Below are 17493 nucleotides of genomic sequence, written 5' to 3'. Positions count from 1 at the left end.
CTACCGCCGATTCTCCGAGGCCGATCCCGGTCGCCCAGCATAGTGGCGGGCATTGCGGTGTCGGAGCAGCGCTATGCCGCACGCGAGGACCCAGTAGGCATAGAGGCTGGCGATGGTGGCCGTGGTGCCCCAGCCGTTGGCGCTGAAGAATTGTCCGGTGTCGTTGCCGAAGTACAGCGACGGGACGAACGCGAGATTGATCAGGGCGATGGCGTACGCCGACCGGGCGGCCCACCGAAACAGCAGTCCTGAGCGCACCACGGCATACCCGGCGGCCACCAGGAACACCGCAGTGAGGATGCGACCGATCGAGCCGTACAGCAGGTAGGAGCCCTCGGCGGTGATGGTCGGATCGACCGGCTCTTCGGCGGCGATAACCTCCCCGGCCTGCAGGGAGTGTGCAACGAAGGTGACCGCGATGTAGGCCAGTGCCGCGCCGTAGGCGAGGTCTGCGACCCAGCCGCAGGCCGGGTCCGCCTGGCGGACGAGCTCGCGAACCCCGGTGACGAAGCCTAGAAGCAGTACGAGGACGACAAGGCTGAGCATGATGCGGGTCAGCACGTTGGAGTCGGGCGGTGCCCCGTCATGGACGAAGTAGAGCGGCACCTCGATGACCTGCAGGACCGTGAACGCCACGCCGGTGATTCCGGTGAAGCGTCGCAGCGGTAGGCCGTCCAGATGCGATGCTGTATATGCCATAAGCGCGAGTATATGACGTACACAAAGTCGATTCAATCAGAATCCTCGGGGCCGCCTTCAGATCACCTCGGCACGGACGCCCGCCTCGATGACGAGGCATCGGCCGATGGCGTCACCTCGGACCGGACGACCGCCAGGGCCAAGCAGACGTGCAGGGCGCGCAGTCGGCGCTCTCGCTTCCCACGCCGGTCACCGTCGCCCGTTCCGAACTGTCGACGTGAACCGAGGCACCGGCACCGCTCCGTGCCCATTTCCTGCAGGAGTTGGCCAGATCGCGTGTGCGACATGGAGGAGGTGCGGAGAGATCTTTAAGAAACCTTGTTGAATAACGCCTACCCGGGGTTCGCACTTGATTTGCTCCTGCCAACCCGCACAGGGTTCTCTCGAACGTTTGACGCCCCACACGTCAACACGAGGAGAGAACCACCTTCATGGCAACTCACAAGCGATCCCACGGACTTCGCAACGCGGCGATAGCCACAGGTACCGCTGCCGCGGCAGCCGCCGCGCTGTTCGCGGGCAACCTCGCCGGGGCAGCCGCCCCGGCGGAAGGCACCGTGCACGGACTCGGTGCCCCGGGCGCCGTCTCCGGCAGCTTCGTCGTCATCCTCGACGCATCCGCGAACAAGGCGGAGCTCGCGAAGAAGTACGGCGGCACCCTCCAGCGCTCCTACGGCTCGGAGGTCAACGGCTTCTCGGCCTCCGGTCTCTCCGTCGACGAGGCCAAGCGCCTCGCCGCTGACCCGGCCGTCGACACGGTCGTGCAGAACAAGCGCTTCAGCATCAACGAGACCCAGGAGCAGCCCCCGTCCTGGGGCCTGGACCGGATCGACCAGGCCGACACGGCGGGCGACCAGAAGTACACCTACCCCGACGCCGGCGGCGAGGGCGTGACCGCATACGTCATCGACACCGGCGTCCGGATCTCGCACCAGGACTTCGGCGGTCGGGCCAGCCACGGCTTCGACGCCGTGGACAACGACCAGACCGCCGACGACGGCAACGGCCACGGCACCCACGTCGCCGGCACCATCGCCGGTACGGCCCACGGAGTGGCCAAGAAGGCCAAGGTCGTGGCCGTTCGCGTCCTCGACGACAACGGCTCCGGCACGACCGACCAGGTCGTGGCGGGCATCGACTGGGTGACCCAGAACCACTCCGGCCCCTCCGTCGCGAACATGAGCCTCGGCGGCGGCGCCGACGAGGCTCTGGACGCGGCGGTCCAGCGCGCCATCGCCTCCGGCGTGACCTTCGCGGTGGCGGCCGGCAACGAGTCCTCCGACGCCGGACAGGGTTCGCCCTCCCGGGTGCCCGAGGCGCTCACCGTGGCGTCCAGCACCAAGGACGACGAGCAGTCGGACTTCTCGAACTTCGGCTCCGTGGTGGACCTGTACGCGCCCGGCTCGGACATCACCTCGGCCTGGAACGACAGCGACACGGGCGTCAAGACGATCTCCGGTACGTCGATGGCCAGCCCCCACGTGGCGGGTGCCGCGGCCTTGTACCTGGCGGCCAACCCGTCGGCGACGCCGGCCGATACGGCCACCGCGCTGACCGGGGCGGCCACCGCCGACGCCATCAAGAACCCGTCCTCCGGCACCGCCAACAAGCTCCTGAAGGTGGCGCCGTAGCAGCACCGCACCACCGGTCGGCCGACCACTGAGCCACGAAAGTGGCCCTCCACACGCCAGTGGAGGGCCACTTCCGGTTCCTGCTGGCCGCACGGGTGCCGGCGGGCAGGAGCGGGGGTGCTGCCCGCCAGGACCCCGGTGTCACCAGGTGCGGTCGAGCAAGTGGGTGAACAGCACGTCCAGTTCCTGTGCTGCGGGGTGTATCAGGGACGCCTCACGCAGGGTGCGGTGAGCTGCGTCCAGGTGCCGGCGAGCTTCCCTGCGGGTCCCGGTCCGGCCGCCGGCCTCCTCCACGAGCTCCGCGGCGTATTCGGCGGTCTCGCCGTCGATGCGCTCGACGGAGTCGAGCAGCACCGCGAGTTCGTGCGCGGCCTCGCCTCCGCCGGCCAGCGCGATGAGGACCGGAAAGGTCTTCTTGCCCTGTCGGAGGTCGGCGTGGACGGGTTTGCCGGTCACTCTCGGGTCGCCCCAGATACCGAGGATGTCATCCACCGCCTGAAACGCGAGGCCGAGATGGCGACCGGCTCGGTCGAGCGTGGTGACGGTCCCGTCGGGGGCGCCGCCGAGGATCGCGCCGAGCGCGAGCGCGCAGCCCAGCAGGGCTCCCGTCTTGTGTTCGGCCATGGACCGGTACTGTTCCGGCTCGACCGCGCCGGGTCCGCGCCAAGGGCGGTCCTCGAAGCGCAGATCCTCCGCCTGGCCGGACACCAGCGCGTTCAGGGTGCGGCAGAGGTGCCGTACCGCGGCAGCCGTGTGGTGACCCGGGGCCTCGGCCAGGATCGTCACGGCCTGGGCCAGGAGCGCGTCGCCGGCCAGGACGCCCGGGCCGGTCCCGTACGCCTTCCAGACCGCCGGGCGCTGCCGGCGCAGGCCGTCGGCATCCATGATGTCGTCGTGGAGGAGCGAGAAGGTGTGGACGAGTTCGACGGCGACTGCGCCCGGGACTGCGACGGCGCCGTCCGCGCCGACGGCCTCGGCCCCGAGCACGGCGAGCGTCTGCCGCACCCCCTTGCCCTCGGATCCGCCCGGGTCCGGCTTTCCGGTCGCATCGGCCCAGCCCAGCGCGTACGCCGCCATCTCACCGGTCCACGGGTGCAAGTGGCCCACCGCCTCGACCAGCGCGGGCCGGACCCGGTCACGGCACCGCCCCAGGAGAACGGTCGCCGAGGCCTCGTGCACACGAGACGTACTCACCTCGGTCACGGCCGTGGCACCCGGCGCGACGGTGAGTGAGCAGACCGCCGGGGCGGACATCGGGCGAGCGCTCACCGCAGCCCCTCCACGTCGGCCTTCCGCAGGGCTGCCGCCCCGACTGCCGGCAGTACCGGTGCGGCCGCCCCCGGTCCGTCTCCGGTGTGGTCCGGCAGTGGGCCCACCCCCAGCTCGGCCGCGGCCTTGTCCACCATGTCCCGGGCGTGCCGCAGCCCGATACGGTCCAGCGTCGTGCGGAGTCCGGCCAGTTCCGCGGCGGTGTCCGCGGCGTCGCGGCCCAGGCGGGCGTCGGCCTTGACCAGTCCCAGCCGCGACAGTGCAGTGCCCCGCGGCTCCTCCATCTCGCGGAACTCCTCCAGCGCCTGCGCGTACCACTCACGGGCCTGCTCGTAACGGCCCGCCCGGTACAGCACGTTGCCCCGCATCTTGTGGTTGTAGGCGAGCGCGCTGGCCAGCCGTATCTCCCGGCACGCCTCCTCCGCCTGCGACAGCAGGGACAGGGCTCGCTCCACGTCCCCGTCCCGCACGGACACCACGTCGGCGATGCCCCGCAGGGCCCATGCCCATCCGCGTCGGTCCTCGGCGCGCGATGCCGTCTCGGCCGCCTCCTCGAAGAGGGCCAGGGCCCGGTCGTAGGAGCCGGTGTTGCGGTGCATCTGCGCTATGCCCTCCAGCGCCCAGACCGTGTGCCGGGCCTCACCGCGGCGGCGAGCCTCGGCCAGCAGCTGTTCGTGCAGCCTCCCGACCGCCTCGTAATCGCCCTGGACGCGCCCGGTCTCGGCGAGTCCCGCCAGCGAGTACCCCCGCACGACGACGTCCCCGCCCCGCTCCCCCATCTCGGCCGCGAGCCCCAGCAGCCGGTACGCCAGCCGGAGCGCACCGCGCTGGCGGGCCAGGGTGCCGCCGCTCCACAGCGCCCACGCCATGGCCCCCTCGTGACCGGCCGAACGCGCCGCCCGGTAGCTCGCCTTCCACGCCCGGTCGGCCTCCTCGATCCGCCCGAGCCTGCGGCATGCCTCCGCCACGGCCAGCCCGCAGCGCGCCGCCTCCCGCAGGTCCCCGGACTCCTCGGCCGCCCGGAGTTCCCGGACGCCCCGGGCGAGCACCTCGGGCAGTGAGGCGTTCACCGACAATGACCCCAGCGCGCCTTGGTACTCCGGCGCCGATGCCATCGCCGGCCTCTCCGTCACCTGACCTGCCATCAGAACCTCCTCGGGTCGACTCGACGATCAAGCCGACGCGAGGATCAAGACGCCTGTCCGGGGCCCAGGTTCCTCCTCGGTGGCAATGTCCGTCTCCGTACGGGCACCGGGTCATACTCAAGTACTACGCGGTGGTCGGGGCTCCACAGCGAGACGTACACCGGGGCGGTCCGTGCGAGGGAGATCTCCCGGCGGCGACACGGGCCACGGGGCTGTCGGCGAGGCGGACAGGGCAGCCGGAGCCGCGTCGGTGCGCACGGCCTCGGCCGATGCTCTCTTCCTGTGGCGCGATCAGACGTCGTGTCGGCCGGTGGGCGGCCGGGCGCGTCGGTGCGCCACGGCCGCCGCGCGCGTCAGTCGGCCGGGCACTCCTTCCACGCCAGGTGATAGATCGTGCTGATGTCACCGTCCGTGGAGTCCATGGTCATGTAGCTGGTGGCACTCGGATTCGACGTGCCGGCGTTCACCCGGAGCTCGGTATTGATGTTGAAGTTGCGCTGCACACCGCAGGGCGCCCACACCAGTTGGGCCCAGTCTGTGTCGTCGGTCGCCTGCCAGTTGTCCTCGTACGGGCCGCGGAAGGTGTGCGTGCGGGAGGCGGTGCTCGGCGAGCCCTGGAAGTAGTACGAGGCCTTCTCCGTGCTGCTGGCTCCGGGCTTGAGCGAGGCGTAGCCCCGGTAGTCGGCGCTGGCGATCGCGTACGTGAACCCCTGCGGCACGTGCACCAGAAGGTTCAGCTGACAGTTCCTGCGGGCCGCCGTGGGGGAGGAACCGCCGCCCACCTGCGCGAGGTACTCGCTGTAGGTGACGGTGAAGGCGGTGTTGTCCTCGGATACGGCGATGGCGGCGGTGCCCAGGGGGCAGCCGGATCCGTTCACCGTGGCGATGTCGATGACGATCCTGTCCGGCGGCGGGTCGACGATCGACGACGGGCCGGCTTCGGCGGGCAGTGCCGAGGCGAACAGCGCGGCGACCGCCCCGCTCACGAGCAGGGGAAATCTCATGTTTCTCCCATCCGGTGCTTCGGTTCCCGTGGGCGCGGACGCACGGGTGTGTCCGCGCCCACGGGCTTGGATGCGGCGCGCCATGCTCAAGTGCGGTGGTCGGCAGGGACCTACCGCGGTGGTGACATGGCGCGGGGAATCGGAAGGGCCGGAAATACGCAGCGGGGTAGTCCAACCGGCAATGGTTGAACTATCATGCGAATGAACTCTGTCCGGCCACCCCGCCGGTGCGAGCGGGGATGGTCGAATGCTAGGGGCCATTGCACGTCGAGGCAGGGTGGCGCCCAGCCATTAACCGCCTTCCGGATCAGCTCTTTTTGGCGTGGAAGAGCGCATGACGCCTCTTGAAGCCGATGGCGATGGCGATGGGCCAGGGCTACAGAGAGCCGACGGGCCAGGGCTACGGACAGCGGGCGCCGACCGGTGCGTACACCGGCCGGCGGTGGGGCGGAGGGCGCGATCAGTCGCGATCGGGCCGATCCGTTCTCGATCGGCTCTCGAAACGCTTTCGAGGCGCTCTCGATCAGTCGACCGGATGGACGAGTTGACTGGTCAGTTCGTAGCGCGCGCCGACGATCGCCAGCCGTCCCGCCCCGATCCTCGCGGCGAGGTCGGGCTCCGCGGCGAGCTGTGACCGCACACGCCGCACCTGCGCCGAGACGGTCGCGTCGATGCGGGCTGCTCCTTCGTGCGAGTGGTCGATCGCGGGCTTGATCCGGTCGGCGATGTACTGGATGTGTGCGGGAAGCCGCTCTCCGGTCTCCTCCGCGTGGACGGCTGCGGACACGGCGCCGCACGACTGGTGCCCGAGGACCACGATGAGCGGGATGGCCAGCTCCAGCACGCCGTATGCCACACTGCCCAGCACCGCCTCGTCCAGGACCTCACCCGCGGAACGCACGGTGAGCAGATCGCCCAGACCTTGGTCGAAGACGAGCTCAGGCGCGACGCGGGAGTCGATGCAGCCGAGTACGACGGCGAACGGATGCTGTCCTGAGACCATTTCCCTCCTGACGGCGAGCGTCTCGTGAGGGTGTCGCTGGTGGTGGGTGCGCCAGCGCCGGTTGCCAGCGTTGAGCTCGCGTAAGGCCGCTGCGGGGGTGGCGGGCCGCGGCTTCTCGCTCACGCGAGGCGTGGCCGCGGCCGCGGGAAGGTCCCATGCCCAGGATCCGGCGGTCAGCGCCGCTCCGGTGAGGGCGGTGCGCAGCAGTGTGCGGCGCGAGGAGGAAGAGGCCGCGGAAGGGCTCTCGGATATGTGAGATTCAGAGGAAGGAGGAGTCACACGAGGAACGTACGACCCCGTGAAGCCCGCCCGGTTTTGCATTGCTCAACGCACAGAACGTCTTTGACGACTCTTGGACAGCGGCTCGGCCGGGTTCGGTCAGGCTCGGTCAGGAAGACCGGAACGGCTCACGCTCGGTACCACTCGCTGCTGTCGTTCGGTCCGCGGCGCCGTCTACCACTGCGGTCTATCTACTGCGCGAGGTCGGCCTTGAGGAGGAGGCGAACGCCCGGTACCTGCGGGCCGTCGAGCCGGACTCTCCGGGGCGAGTCGCCCGCACTCAGCCTGCTCTTGTACGCGAGCGGCGACCTCGCCAAAGCCGCGGTGCGGCGCGAACGGCGCCGTGAAGTTGTTCAGCGTGGAGACGCGCCGCAGTTCGAACCCGTGCTGAAAAAGTCCGCGTGCCCCGCCTCAGGGCTCGCGGTTCGCGGTTCGCGGTTCGCTATGAGGCGACCGTCCTCGTCGCGGCCAGCAGCGCGTGCGAACCTGCCCCGGGGGCGGTGAGGCAAAATCGGCTCGCCGCGCCGGCGGACCAGATGGCAGGGTGCGGCGCATGACGCCCCAGTATCAGATTCGTGCCGACTACGACGCTCGCACGATCGTGGTCTATCAGGCGTACTCGCCTGCCATCGCTGACGCGGCGCTGAGGGCGGGCCGCTTCGTTGCGCCGTTCTCGTTCCACCGAATGACGTGGATCAAGCCGTCGTTCATGTGGCTGATGCACCGCAGCAACTGGGCCCGCAAACCGGGCCAGGAACGTGTTCTCGCGGTACGGATCACCCGGGAGGGCTGGGAGGAGGCCCTGTCCCAGGCCGTGCTGACGACCGCCGACCCGGCAGCGGTGGCCCAGGCAGCCGTACATGTCCAGTGGGACCCGGAGCGTTCGCCGCGCGGAGCGGCACTGAACCACTACAGCATCCAGGTCGGCATCGGCCGCCACCTGATCCGTACGTTCACCGACGACTGGATCGTCAGTCTCACCGACCTGACCCCCCAGGTCCGCAAGGCAGCGACACTGATACAAACCGGGCACGCCACCAAGGCACAGCGGCTGTTTCCTGCGGAGCTCACCTACCCGATGCCCCTGACACTGGAAGAGGTCGTTTCCCCAGGTAGATAACGGCGGACTGGTGAGGGTGACCATGGCTTGGTAGTGCCGGGCTCGTTTGTCGTAGCGGGTGGCGAGGCCCGGTTCTGCCTGAGGCGACTGAAGCAGCGTTCGACGAAGTTCCGCCTGCGGTAGGCGGCCTTGTCGAGGCGACAGCGGGTCTCGCCGCGGCGGATGCGTCCGTAGTGATCTGGTCGATCCGTTCCGGGATGGTGCAGGCGATTCCTCGTCGTCGTAGGTAGGCATGGATCTTCCGGGCCGAGTAACCCTTGTCGGCGACGACTCGGTCGGGCCCGGGCCCGGGGCCTGCCCGAGCCCAGCCGGGCGATCCGGAATCGACCAGTCCACGGTCCCGACGACATCGGAGTGCTACTGGACATGGGCCAGGAGGCGGTCCCCGGTGCCGTCGGCGAACCAGGGCCTGGCTCCGGTCCCTGCGCGGAGCCCCGTTGTGGCCGACAGCCACGCGGCTGCCATGATCGGAGCATGTCTTCCGTTTCCCTGCTCGCCGCCCGGGCGGCCCTGCGCGCGCACCTGCAGCGGCACTTCCCCGGGCAGATCATCGACGAGTTGCCGGGCGTCGACGGCCCCATTGAGGAGCGGGTGCCCGGGTTCCGGGTGTTCCGGATCCACCCCGGTGGGCCGGGCGAGTGGTGGGTGTACGTGACGTCCGGCTGCTGGGCGGCGACCCAGGAGGGCGGGCACGGGGCGGAGTTCTTCCTCGCGGCCCCGCGGGACGACTGGCGGAACCGGGAAAGCCTCACCGTCAACGCGTACTACCACTGCGGCCCGGACCATCAGCGGCTGGACGTCGGGCACACCGTCCCCATCGGCAGGCCGTGGCTCGACGACTCCGCGTGCGACCACTACCTGATCAGCCTGCCGTACCCGTACGGCCCTGACTTCGAGGTCTGCGCCTGGGACGAAACGGCCCACGCCCGACTCTTGTGGCTGCTGCCGATCACCAGGGCGGAGAAGGACCACCGCCGCGAACACGGCCTCGAGGCCTTGGAGAGCCTCTTCGATGAGCGGGAGATCGATCCGGTCGACCCGCACCGCCCGTCCGTGGTCTAGGCCATTTCTCTCCGAATCATCTGATCGCTGGTTGATGTGTGTCGTTGACGGACGTGCAGTGGGCGCGGATCGAGCCGTTGTTACCGGACCGGACACCGAAGCGGGTGGGCGGTGGCGTGATCATCGGCAGGTGATCGATGCGATCGCGTTCAAGTACCGCACCGGCACACCATGGACGGACCTCCCCGAGCGTTTCGGCTCATGGAAGGGCACATACAGCTGACTGCGGACGTGGGCGATCGACGGCACATGGGACCGCGTCTTCGCCCCCTCCTCGCCCAGGCCGACGCCGAAGGCAACCTGGAGGTTGTGGACGGGTGAGCCAGGTCTCGGCTGACGGATCTTGAAGGGGTGTGACCCAGATACGCCAGAAACCCGCCAGAACTTGATCTTGGCCTGCTGAGTGCCTGACGCTGTCGGGGATCTTGGCGATGACGGTCGGCCATGCCCTCGATATCTCAGTCTCCAAGATCCCCGACCTCGTCACCCGCGATCAGCTCTGCGTCTCCTCGCGGCGTCCAATAGCGGCCGCATCGAGTACGACGAGCAGCTTGCCGGTGGTACGCCGAGCCTCCAGATCGCTGTGGGCCTGGGCGGCCTCGGACAATGCGTAGCGGCCCGTTACGGTGACCTCAAGCGCCTTGGAGCGCACCCACTCGAACACATCGGCGGCCCGTCGGAGCAGTTCGGACCGATCGGCGATGAAGTCCCCGAGGCTGGGCCGGATCAGGGTCAGCGAACCGCCATGGGCGAGCCGAATCGGATCAAACGGCGGCACGGCACCACTTGCCGCGCCGAAGAGCACGAGATGGCCGCGGGTTCGCAGGCTGGCGAGGCTCGCATCGAAGGTGTGCGCGCCGACGCCGTCGAAGACAACCGGCAGTCCCTGACCGCCGTTGAGCCGCCTCACCTCGGCTGCGAGATCGTCGACTGCGGAGGAAAGGATCACCTCAGCGGCCCCGGCACGCTTCGCCAGCTCGGCCTTCGCCGTGGTCGACGTCGTGCCGATCACCCTGCCGCCGAGATGGGTGATGAGCTGGGTCAAAAGCAGCCCCATGCCACCAGCAGCAGCATGCACGAGCACCGTGTCGCCCCCCTGAACCGGGTAGGCGTCCTTGACGAGATAGTGCGCGGTCATGCCTTGAAGGAGCACGGCGGCGGCTGTCTCGAAGCCGATATCGTCGGGCAGCGGCACCAGCCGGGAGGAGTCCACGACGGCCCGCTCGGCATACGTGCCGGGAATCTCCACCCAACCGACCCGGTCCCCGACTGCGACGTCAGCGACGCCGGGTCCAACTTCGACGACAGTGCCGGCGCCCTCAGCGCCCGGGGTGAAGGGCAGCGGGAGGCTGTACCGGCCTTCGCGGTGGTAGACGTCGAGGAAGTTGACCCCGGATGCGGCGACCTCCACGATCGCCTCGCCCGGACCCGGCCGCGGCTGGTCCACCTCGGCCTCCTGCAGCACCTCGGGACCGCCCACTTCGTACACCTGAATCGCTCGCATGACACTCCAATAACGGCTCATCCCCCACCAACCCCGTTGATGGCGATTAACGGCTCATCCCCCACCAACCCCGTTGATGGCGATCCGATTCCCGGCAAGCAGACCAGCCCGCCGCTTCCGCATCGCCGTACGACCACCCACCACAACCGGCGTAGCCTCCGGCAGCTCCACCGCGCGGCGCACGAAATCGACCACCGCCTCCGGATACTCCTCCGGCCTCGGGAACCGGCCCATCCGCTGGTACGACTTCAACGCCAGCAGCAGGGCCAGCTGATCTCCATCCGCGTCCATCCGCTCCGCCGCCCACGCCGCCTCCTCCCGCGCCGCATCGTGCCGCCCGAGATCATGCCGCGAGTCAGAAGGCCCGTAGCCACGACAGCACAACGCAAGACGTGGTAAACCGCCGGCTCAACCCAAGATCAAGTTCTGGCGGGTTTCTGCCGTATCTGGGTCACACCCCTTGAACAGGTGAAGGCCTTCCGGTCCGGTGTGGATTACGACGTCTACACCTGACCGAACGGCCCTCGTGCCCACCGCAATGCACCCCTGACCGAGACCGGCCGACTGCGTCCGGCCCGCTGTGTGGTCGAGGACGGCCGGCCCCTGCGCCGGGCCGCCGAACGCTTCCAGGTCTCACCGACTGCCGCCCAGCGATGGGCCGACCGCTACCGCGCCCTGGGCGAAGCGGGCATGGGTGACCGCTCCAGCCGTCCCCATCACACGCCGCGCCGGACACCGACCCGGACCGAACGCCGGATCATCAAGGTCCGCCTCCTGCGCCGCTGGGGACCGGCCCGTATCGCCCACCTGCTCGGCCTGGTCCCCTCGACCGTCCACCGCGTCCTGACCCGCTACCGGCCGGCCCGCCTGACCCACCTCGACCGCGCGACCGGGCACGTCATACGCAGCTACTAACGCGAGAAACCCGGCGAGCTCGTGCACGTCGACATCAAGAAGCTCGGCAACATCCCCGACGGCGGCGGACACAAGGTCCTGGGCCGGCAAGCGGGCCGCAAGACCCGCAGGAACGCCGGCTACAGCTACCTCCACACCGCCGTCGACGACCACTCCCGCCTCGCCTACAGCGAGATCCACGCGGACAAGAAGAAGGAGACCGCCACCGCCTTCTGGCAACGGGCCCACGCCTTCTTCACCGGCGCTGGGATCACCGTCGAACGGGTTCTGACCGACAACGGCTCCTGCTACCGCTCACGCGACTGGCGCGACAGCCTGGCGGCGGCCGGGATCACTCACAAACGAACCCGGCCCTACCGGCCCCAGACCAACGGCAAGGTCGAACGCTTCAACCGCACCCTGCTCGACGAATGGGCCTACGCCCGCCCCTACCGGTCGGACATCGAACGCCGCGAAGCGTTCCCCGGCTGGCTCCACTCCTACCATCACCACCGCGGACACACCGCACTCGCAGGCAAACCACCCGCAAGCCGAGTCCCCAACCCAACGAGGCAATACACCTAGTGCCGGAAGCGTTCGTAGACAGTCCTCCACGGTCCGTAGCGCTCTAGCGCAGCAGGAATGTCTCGGCAGCCCGGGCCCCGCCGTCGCTGCGGCTCTGGGTGGAGTGGCCTGCCCCGGCGAGAACGACGAGTTCGGACCGTGGGGTTACGGCCGCCAGGTCGCGGGCCCATCGCACCGGCGTCGACAGGTCCCGGTCGCCGGCGAGGATCAGCACCGGCATCGTCAGGGTGTGGCGGGGCGCGGCTTGGTTGGGGCGCGAGGCGGGCCAGGGCAGGCAGGTCCGCGGGATGCCCTGCGCGCCCGCCGTCTCCCGCTCGAACGGCCACACCGCCGCCGGCCGGATCCGTTGGACGGCCCGGTTCAGGGCTCGTTCCCGTCCCTCGACGGGCGCGGACGCATCGCCCCACGGCCATCGGGAGTCGGCACAGAGCGTCGCGGCATGCAGTCCGGAGCTGAACTCCGCAGGCGGTTCATCGGACGGCGCGGAGAACCCGGCGACGAGACCGTCGAGGCGGGCCCGGTCACCGGAGGCAGAGGCATGGATGGCCTCGAGGATGCCGAACCGGGGGTTGTCGAGCTTCGGGTCGATGATGCTCGCGATGACGAGGAGGTTGAACACACCGACCCCGTTGCCGTCGCGCCGGACGACCGTCGCGAGGTCGCGGGCCGGGTCGAACCGGCACCCCTGCTCACGGCAGGCGGTGCGGAGCACCTGCGCGGAGTGGCCGAGGGCGTCCTCGTACAGCACGCCCGCACCGTCGAGCGGTACGACGGAGTCGAGGACGAGCTTGCGGACCCGACGCGGATGGGTCAGGGCGTACTGGCCGGCGGTGAACGTGCCGTACGAGACCCCGTCGAGCGTCCAGGAGCCCACGCCGAGGGCGCGCCGCAGATCTTCCAGGTCGGCCACGGTGTCGGCGGTGGTGTAGAAGTTCCGCTTCACGCCGAGGTGTTCGGCGCAGGCGGTGACGGCGCCGGGCGTGGGGGCGACGGTGTCGCTGCTGCCCACCTCCCGCTGGAGCTCCGGGCAGTCGACCGCCGCGTCGCCGGTGCCGCGCTGGTCGATCATCACCAGCCGGTACTGGGCCAGGGCTTCGGGGAGCCGCTCGCGGATCCGCTGGACGAAGGGGACGCCCGGCTGGCCTGGGCCTCCGGTGAGGAAGAGCAGCGTCCCCCTGGGCGCGTCGGCGGTGCCGAAGACCGCGGTCCGGAGCTTCAGGGTGCCCGGCACGGCGCCCGTACGGTCGAGAGGCACGGTGAGATCGGCGCAGGTCACGTCGGTCTGTCCGGGGCAGGGACGCGGATCGGTGAGCCCTGATGCCGCGACAGAGGCTGCGGCGGGGGCGGTGGGGACTGAGGGGTACGGGGCCGGTACGGCGTCTGGTGCGGAGCCCACGCACGCGATGGCCGCCAGGGCGGCCGCAACGGCCGTACCGGCTCTGGTCAGGAAGATCATCGTCGCGTTCCCCCACGAGGAAGACGGAGCGCCGTGCAACACCCGCGGGGGCACGGCGCCGGCCGGGTCTCCGGCCGCCGCCAGTCTGCGGCGCGCCCCGCACCGGGGCGTTGGACATTCATGCGCGATCCGCGAGAACACCCCTCAAGGCGCTGGGGACACACCCCGTATGGCTGCGGCAGACCCGGGTCAGGTGGGCCTGATCGGCGAATCCGTAGGCGTACGCGAGGGTGCGCAGGCTGCCCTCGCCCTCCTCAAGCGCGTGCAGGACGGCCCGGACCCGCAGCTCGTTGCGGTGGTGCGTGAGGGTCGTACCGGTGACGGCGCGGAAGACGCGGCTGAGATGGTGAGGCGAGACCCCCACCTCGCGGGCCAGCTCCTCCAGGGAGAGCAGGAGCCCCGGGGTTCCGCCGGCCAGGACGGCGCAGACGTCACGGACCAGTCGGGCGTGGGCGAGGGCGGCGGCGGGGCGGCCGCTCGTGTCCGTGCGCCAGTGTCCGGCGGAGGCGGCCACGTCGTCGAGCAACCGGTGCAGTCGCTCTCCCAGTTCGAAGTCCTCGGCCCCGCGCCGTGCCGCAGCCAGCAGGGAGCGGTGGTGCACGTCGGTGGCACCGGTGACCGTGAAGCGACGGGAGAGCGGCGGGCCGTCGAACCGGTCGGCGAACAGTGCGGCGCCGATCCGGATCTCGGTGGACCGGTCACCGGGGCCGATCGGGTGGGCGACCCGGTGTTCGTCGCCCGGCCGGGTGAGGTAACCGCCGCTCGCGTCGACGAAGAACTCCTCGCCGGCGATCCGGCGGAGATAGCCGCCGGACCGGGCCAGGACCACGGTGTACCCGTCTGCGTGCCCGGGCCCGACGAATCCCGAGCTGTCCTCGCAGCACAGGATGTCCTGGACGGTGATCCCAGCGGCGCTGATCCACCCGCGCAGCGCGCCGCGCCGCTCACGAACGGCCTCGTCCTTGAGTAACTCCCCGATACTGCGGCCCTCATCGTTCATGCGTTCCACCCCCTGAGGCCTCGGATCCCCCACCGAGTGGCGGTTCACACCCGCTGGGGGGTGCGCCGACCGGTAGGCCTACCTCTTCGGTGCGCATCGCCGCCTGACCGACCGATTCTCCCGGCGCCGAGACCAATTCTGAGGAGTCCCAGCCGTGCGGAGCGCCGGGGGGGCGGGCCGCGGCGAGGGCACCCGGGCCGACCGGCCACGCCCGTTGGCGGAGACGACATCTCAATGGGTGAGGTGTCGTCGGATGAACGGCGCCGTTCCCAGGACGATTGCGGCGAAGAGGGTCAGTCGTTGAAGGCCGGGCTGGGCGGCAAGGTCGCTGTGCTGGATGCCGTAGACCGCGTACCAGTTGGCGGCGAGGTCGGTCGCCATGATGGCGCAGGTGAGGTCGGTTCCTCGACGTTTGCCCCTGATCAGGAACAGGGCGGCGAGCGCGTCGAACAGCGCCAGCGACGACCAGTAGAGGTTGAGCCAGTCCGGTGCCCAGTCATACGGGTGCAGACCATGGCTGAGGAGGTCGGTGACGTGCGCAGAAGCGCCGACGAAGAGCAGGGCGGACGCAATGACGCAGACCGATATGACCGCCCAGCGCGGGGTGTGGTGCATCCATCCGATCACGCTGTGGATCGTCCCATCTGCGACCACCGATCGTCAGGCCGCCGGCCTGCGACAGCAGATGAGGGCTGCGTTCCCGGCACAGGCTAGGTAGTGCTCGGACTTGCGCTCGTACCGGCGGTGCAGGCTGCGGAAACCCAGCCTCCCGCAGCTCGTCCGGCACCAAGCGCTCGACCACGGCCACCGCAGACTGCTCAGCCCTCCGAGTGCGACGAGGTCTGAGAACTGTCTCTTTGGGGTCGGCTGCCTGACGTGGGGTGCTGTCGGGCAGCATGGGGCGATGGACTTCGAACAGCCGCTGCCTCGCGAGGTGAAGGTCATCGATTCGGTCTCGCTGTTCAGACTGGAGGAGCAGGCGGTTGACCTCCGCCTGAGCCAGCGGTTGGACCCGGCGTGGGTACGAGCGAATGCAGCGCCCGACGGCACCCACTACCTGTGGCCGACCTTGTGGCACAGCCTGTCCCACCGCCCGGACGTTCCACGTCAAGTGCGGTGCGAACTCCTGATCACTCTGCGTGCGGGAGACCGCGTGCTGAGCCTGCTGGATGTGATTCCCGACGACTTCACCCCGCTGCCGAGGGTTACCTCACGCGAAGAAGGGATGCAGGTCAGACGGCTCCTCGACCAAGCTCCTTCGGTCCGGGAATGGCTACTGCGGGAGGGCGAGGGCCCGGACCGGCTGTGACAGGTGTCGCCAAGATGAGCGCGCGTCCCCGGGGAGGAAGGCTTCGTGGATGCCGTCGCGGATCTCCCAGCGGATCCGCAGGCGGCGGAACCAGCGCAAGTAGGCGAAAGCACGCTCGACAACCCAGCGTTGAGTGCCGAGACCGGCGCCGTGTTCGGTGCCGCGTCGCGCGATCAGTGGCTTCACTTCCAGCGCTCGGATGAGGCGGCGGTACTTGTCGTGGTCGTGGCCGCGGTCACCGAGCACGGCGTCGAGACGGCGCCGAGGTCAGCCACGTTTGCCCCGCACGGGAGGTACTGCCTGGAGCAGCGGGATGAGCTGGGTGACGTCGTTGCGGTTGGCGCCGGTCAGGGTGACGGCGAGGGGGACGCCGGCGGCATCAGTGATCAAGTGGTGTTTGCTGCCCGTCCTGCCCCGGTCGACCGGACTTCGTTCCGTCTTGGAGCCCCTTCTAACGCCCTGCCGTGGGAGCCGTCGACCGCCGTCAGGGAGAAGTCCAGGGCATCCACACACTGCGGAGCTCGGCCAAGAGAGCCTCGTGGAGCCGGGGCCACGCGCCGGCCTCGGTCCACTCGGCCGGGCGCCGCCGGCACGTCGTGCCCGAGCCGAAGCCGAGCACCTGCGGTAGGTACTCCCATGCGGTCCCGGTATGCAGGACGAGCAGGATGCCCTAAGGGTTGTCCCGTAAATGATCTCCAGGTCGCTCGGACATGCTTGGCTGCCGTGTGGCATGCAGTCCTATCCGGCGCGGGCGAGGTTGTGCATCCGGGCGATGCCGAGCATGGCGTGGTGGACGCCGTCGCCTTTGAGGCCGCAGTCGCGGAGGATCTTCCAGGTCTTCATGCGGGCGAAGACGTGCTCGACGCGGGCCCGGACCTGCTTGTGGGACTTGTTGTGCTACTGCTTCCACTCGGGCAGGTCTTCGCCCTTGCGGCGGCGGTGGGGCATGACGAGTCCGGTGCCGGGGTAGCCGCCGTCAGCGATCGTCATGGTCTTGCCGACGGCGGCTTTGGCGCCGGATTCCTCCCATGCCTTGCAGTCGTTGCGGTTTCCGGCGAGCGGCCGGCCGACCACGACGACCATTTCATGTGCCCAGCACAACGCGAGAATGCCCCCATGACTGAAGAGCTGGTGAGGTTCCTTGAGGCGCGACTGGATGAGGAGGCCGACTTGGCCCGACGCTGCGACGGTGACGGATGCGGGGAGTGGTCTGCCCGCGGACACACGGTCGACTTCTGCCAGGTCGACCTCTCCGGCTTCCACCCCACGATTGCCTTGCATGTGGCTCTCCACGACCCCGCCCGCGTCTTGCGCGAGATCGAGGCCAAGCGGCGCATCCTGGCCCGCCACGCCCGCGACCCCTGGCCATGCCACAACTTGCGTGACCTTGCTTCGCCCTACGCCGACCATCCCGACTTCCCCGCCCGGGGCTGAAACAGCACACGAGCAGAGCCTCCGAGGAAGCTGCGCGCCTGAACCGAGTCTCGCCCACTGGAGATCGTTCACGGGACAGCCCTTAGACCGTGTCCTACA

General features: G+C 69.6%; 16 protein-coding genes and 4 pseudogenes. 7 read left to right on the top strand and 13 right to left on the bottom strand.

Translation table 11 applies throughout. The features are described from left to right. Entirely contained in the window at window positions 1–699 is a 699-nt protein-coding gene (locus SGA01_RS28470; protein ID WP_141299806.1) for a hypothetical protein, read from the bottom strand. Between the two features lie 431 nt (window positions 700–1130). Between SGA01_RS28470 and SGA01_RS28465 the strand changes: the two genes are divergently transcribed. Continuing rightward, entirely contained in the window at window positions 1131–2330 is a 1200-nt protein-coding gene (locus SGA01_RS28465) for a S8 family peptidase (protein ID WP_141299804.1), read from the top strand. A 141-nt stretch (window positions 2331–2471) separates the two neighbouring features. Here the strand turns inward: SGA01_RS28465 and SGA01_RS28460 are convergent, their stop codons facing one another. From SGA01_RS28460 to SGA01_RS28445, 4 genes are all read right to left on the bottom strand, one after another. Then, window positions 2472–3524 (bottom strand): polyprenyl synthetase family protein, encoded by a 1053-nt coding sequence (locus tag SGA01_RS28460; RefSeq protein WP_371866193.1) that lies wholly within the window; start codon window positions 3522–3524, stop codon window positions 2472–2474. A gap of 71 nt (window positions 3525–3595) precedes the next feature. Further along, window positions 3596–4744 carry a tetratricopeptide repeat protein gene (locus SGA01_RS28455; protein ID WP_141299802.1) on the bottom strand — a complete coding sequence of 383 codons (1149 nt, stop codon included), beginning with the start codon at window positions 4742–4744 and terminating at the stop codon, window positions 3596–3598. Between the two features lie 353 nt (window positions 4745–5097). Next, on the bottom strand, window positions 5098–5748 hold the full coding sequence (locus tag SGA01_RS28450) for a DUF4360 domain-containing protein (protein WP_141299800.1): 651 nt from the start codon (window positions 5746–5748) through the stop codon (window positions 5098–5100). A 523-nt stretch (window positions 5749–6271) separates the two neighbouring features. After that, window positions 6272–7072 (bottom strand): carbonic anhydrase, encoded by an 801-nt coding sequence (locus tag SGA01_RS28445; RefSeq protein ID WP_141299798.1) that lies wholly within the window; start codon window positions 7070–7072, stop codon window positions 6272–6274. Between the two features lie 511 nt (window positions 7073–7583). On the opposite strand from SGA01_RS28445, the gene SGA01_RS28440 reads away from it, so the two are divergent. After that, window positions 7584–8150 carry a DUF4291 domain-containing protein gene (locus SGA01_RS28440; RefSeq protein ID WP_141299796.1) on the top strand — a complete coding sequence of 189 codons (567 nt, stop codon included), beginning with the start codon at window positions 7584–7586 and terminating at the stop codon, window positions 8148–8150. 12 nt (window positions 8151–8162) lie between these two features. On the opposite strand, the pseudogene SGA01_RS28435 reads toward SGA01_RS28440, so the two are convergent. After that, a pseudogene (locus SGA01_RS28435) lies at window positions 8163–8476 on the bottom strand (transposase); the annotation flags it as partial. A gap of 148 nt (window positions 8477–8624) precedes the next feature. Between SGA01_RS28435 and SGA01_RS28430 the strand changes: the two are divergent. Together SGA01_RS28430 and SGA01_RS42980 are read left to right on the top strand one after the other, a co-directional pair. Next, entirely contained in the window at window positions 8625–9212 is a 588-nt protein-coding gene (locus SGA01_RS28430) for a suppressor of fused domain protein (RefSeq protein WP_141299794.1), read from the top strand. Next, window positions 9163–9435, top strand: a complete 273-nt coding sequence (locus SGA01_RS42980) for a transposase (RefSeq protein WP_141299792.1) — start codon at window positions 9163–9165, stop codon at window positions 9433–9435. Before SGA01_RS28430 ends, SGA01_RS42980 begins: the two co-directional genes overlap by 50 nt. A gap of 270 nt (window positions 9436–9705) precedes the next feature. Here the strand turns inward: SGA01_RS42980 and SGA01_RS28420 are convergent, their stop codons facing one another. Together SGA01_RS28420 and SGA01_RS28415 are read right to left on the bottom strand one after the other, a co-directional pair. Beyond that, window positions 9706–10716: a quinone oxidoreductase family protein gene (locus SGA01_RS28420; protein WP_141299790.1), complete on the bottom strand. Its 1011-nt coding sequence runs from the start codon at window positions 10714–10716 to the stop codon at window positions 9706–9708. 54 nt (window positions 10717–10770) lie between these two features. Continuing rightward, window positions 10771–11007 (bottom strand): hypothetical protein, encoded by a 237-nt coding sequence (locus tag SGA01_RS28415; RefSeq protein ID WP_141299788.1) that lies wholly within the window; start codon window positions 11005–11007, stop codon window positions 10771–10773. A gap of 237 nt (window positions 11008–11244) precedes the next feature. Here SGA01_RS28415 and SGA01_RS28410 point away from each other — a divergent pair. Continuing rightward, window positions 11245–12195, top strand: a pseudogene (locus SGA01_RS28410) (IS481 family transposase); the annotation flags it as partial. A 43-nt stretch (window positions 12196–12238) separates the two neighbouring features. Here SGA01_RS28410 and SGA01_RS28405 read toward each other — a convergent pair. The 3 genes from SGA01_RS28405 to SGA01_RS28395 form a co-directional block, all read right to left on the bottom strand. Further along, complete coding sequence (locus tag SGA01_RS28405) at window positions 12239–13450, bottom strand: alpha/beta fold hydrolase (protein WP_218037850.1); 1212 nt, start codon at window positions 13448–13450, stop codon at window positions 12239–12241. A gap of 319 nt (window positions 13451–13769) precedes the next feature. After that, window positions 13770–14651, bottom strand: a complete 882-nt coding sequence (locus SGA01_RS28400; RefSeq protein ID WP_141299784.1) for a helix-turn-helix domain-containing protein — start codon at window positions 14649–14651, stop codon at window positions 13770–13772. 231 nt (window positions 14652–14882) lie between these two features. Further along, the gene (locus SGA01_RS28395) at window positions 14883–15278 is read right to left on the bottom strand and encodes a hypothetical protein (RefSeq protein WP_229918544.1); all 396 of its coding nucleotides are present in this window, start codon (window positions 15276–15278) and stop codon (window positions 14883–14885) included. A 277-nt stretch (window positions 15279–15555) separates the two neighbouring features. On the opposite strand from SGA01_RS28395, the gene SGA01_RS28390 reads away from it, so the two are divergent. Continuing rightward, the gene (locus SGA01_RS28390; RefSeq protein WP_141299782.1) at window positions 15556–15960 is read left to right on the top strand and encodes a hypothetical protein; all 405 of its coding nucleotides are present in this window, start codon (window positions 15556–15558) and stop codon (window positions 15958–15960) included. On the opposite strand, the pseudogene SGA01_RS28385 reads toward SGA01_RS28390, so the two are convergent. Both SGA01_RS28385 and SGA01_RS28380 read right to left on the bottom strand, forming a co-directional pair. Next, window positions 15925–16630, bottom strand: a pseudogene (locus SGA01_RS28385) (IS5 family transposase); the annotation flags it as partial. The gene SGA01_RS28390 and the pseudogene SGA01_RS28385 sit on opposite strands and share 36 nt — an antisense overlap. A gap of 68 nt (window positions 16631–16698) precedes the next feature. Beyond that, window positions 16699–17043, bottom strand: a pseudogene (locus tag SGA01_RS28380) (transposase); the annotation flags it as partial. A gap of 3 nt (window positions 17044–17046) precedes the next feature. On the opposite strand from SGA01_RS28380, the gene SGA01_RS28375 reads away from it, so the two are divergent. Then, a complete protein-coding gene (locus tag SGA01_RS28375; protein ID WP_308699077.1) occupies window positions 17047–17394 on the top strand; it encodes a DUF6221 family protein in 348 nt (115 codons plus the stop codon). Window positions 17395–17493 lie beyond the last annotated feature (99 nt).

Origin of the sequence: Streptomyces gardneri (assembly GCF_006539185.1) — a bacterium.
Lineage (GTDB): Bacteria > Actinomycetota > Actinomycetes > Streptomycetales > Streptomycetaceae > Streptomyces > Streptomyces gardneri.
This window is presented reverse-complemented; position numbering and strand designations above follow the sequence as displayed.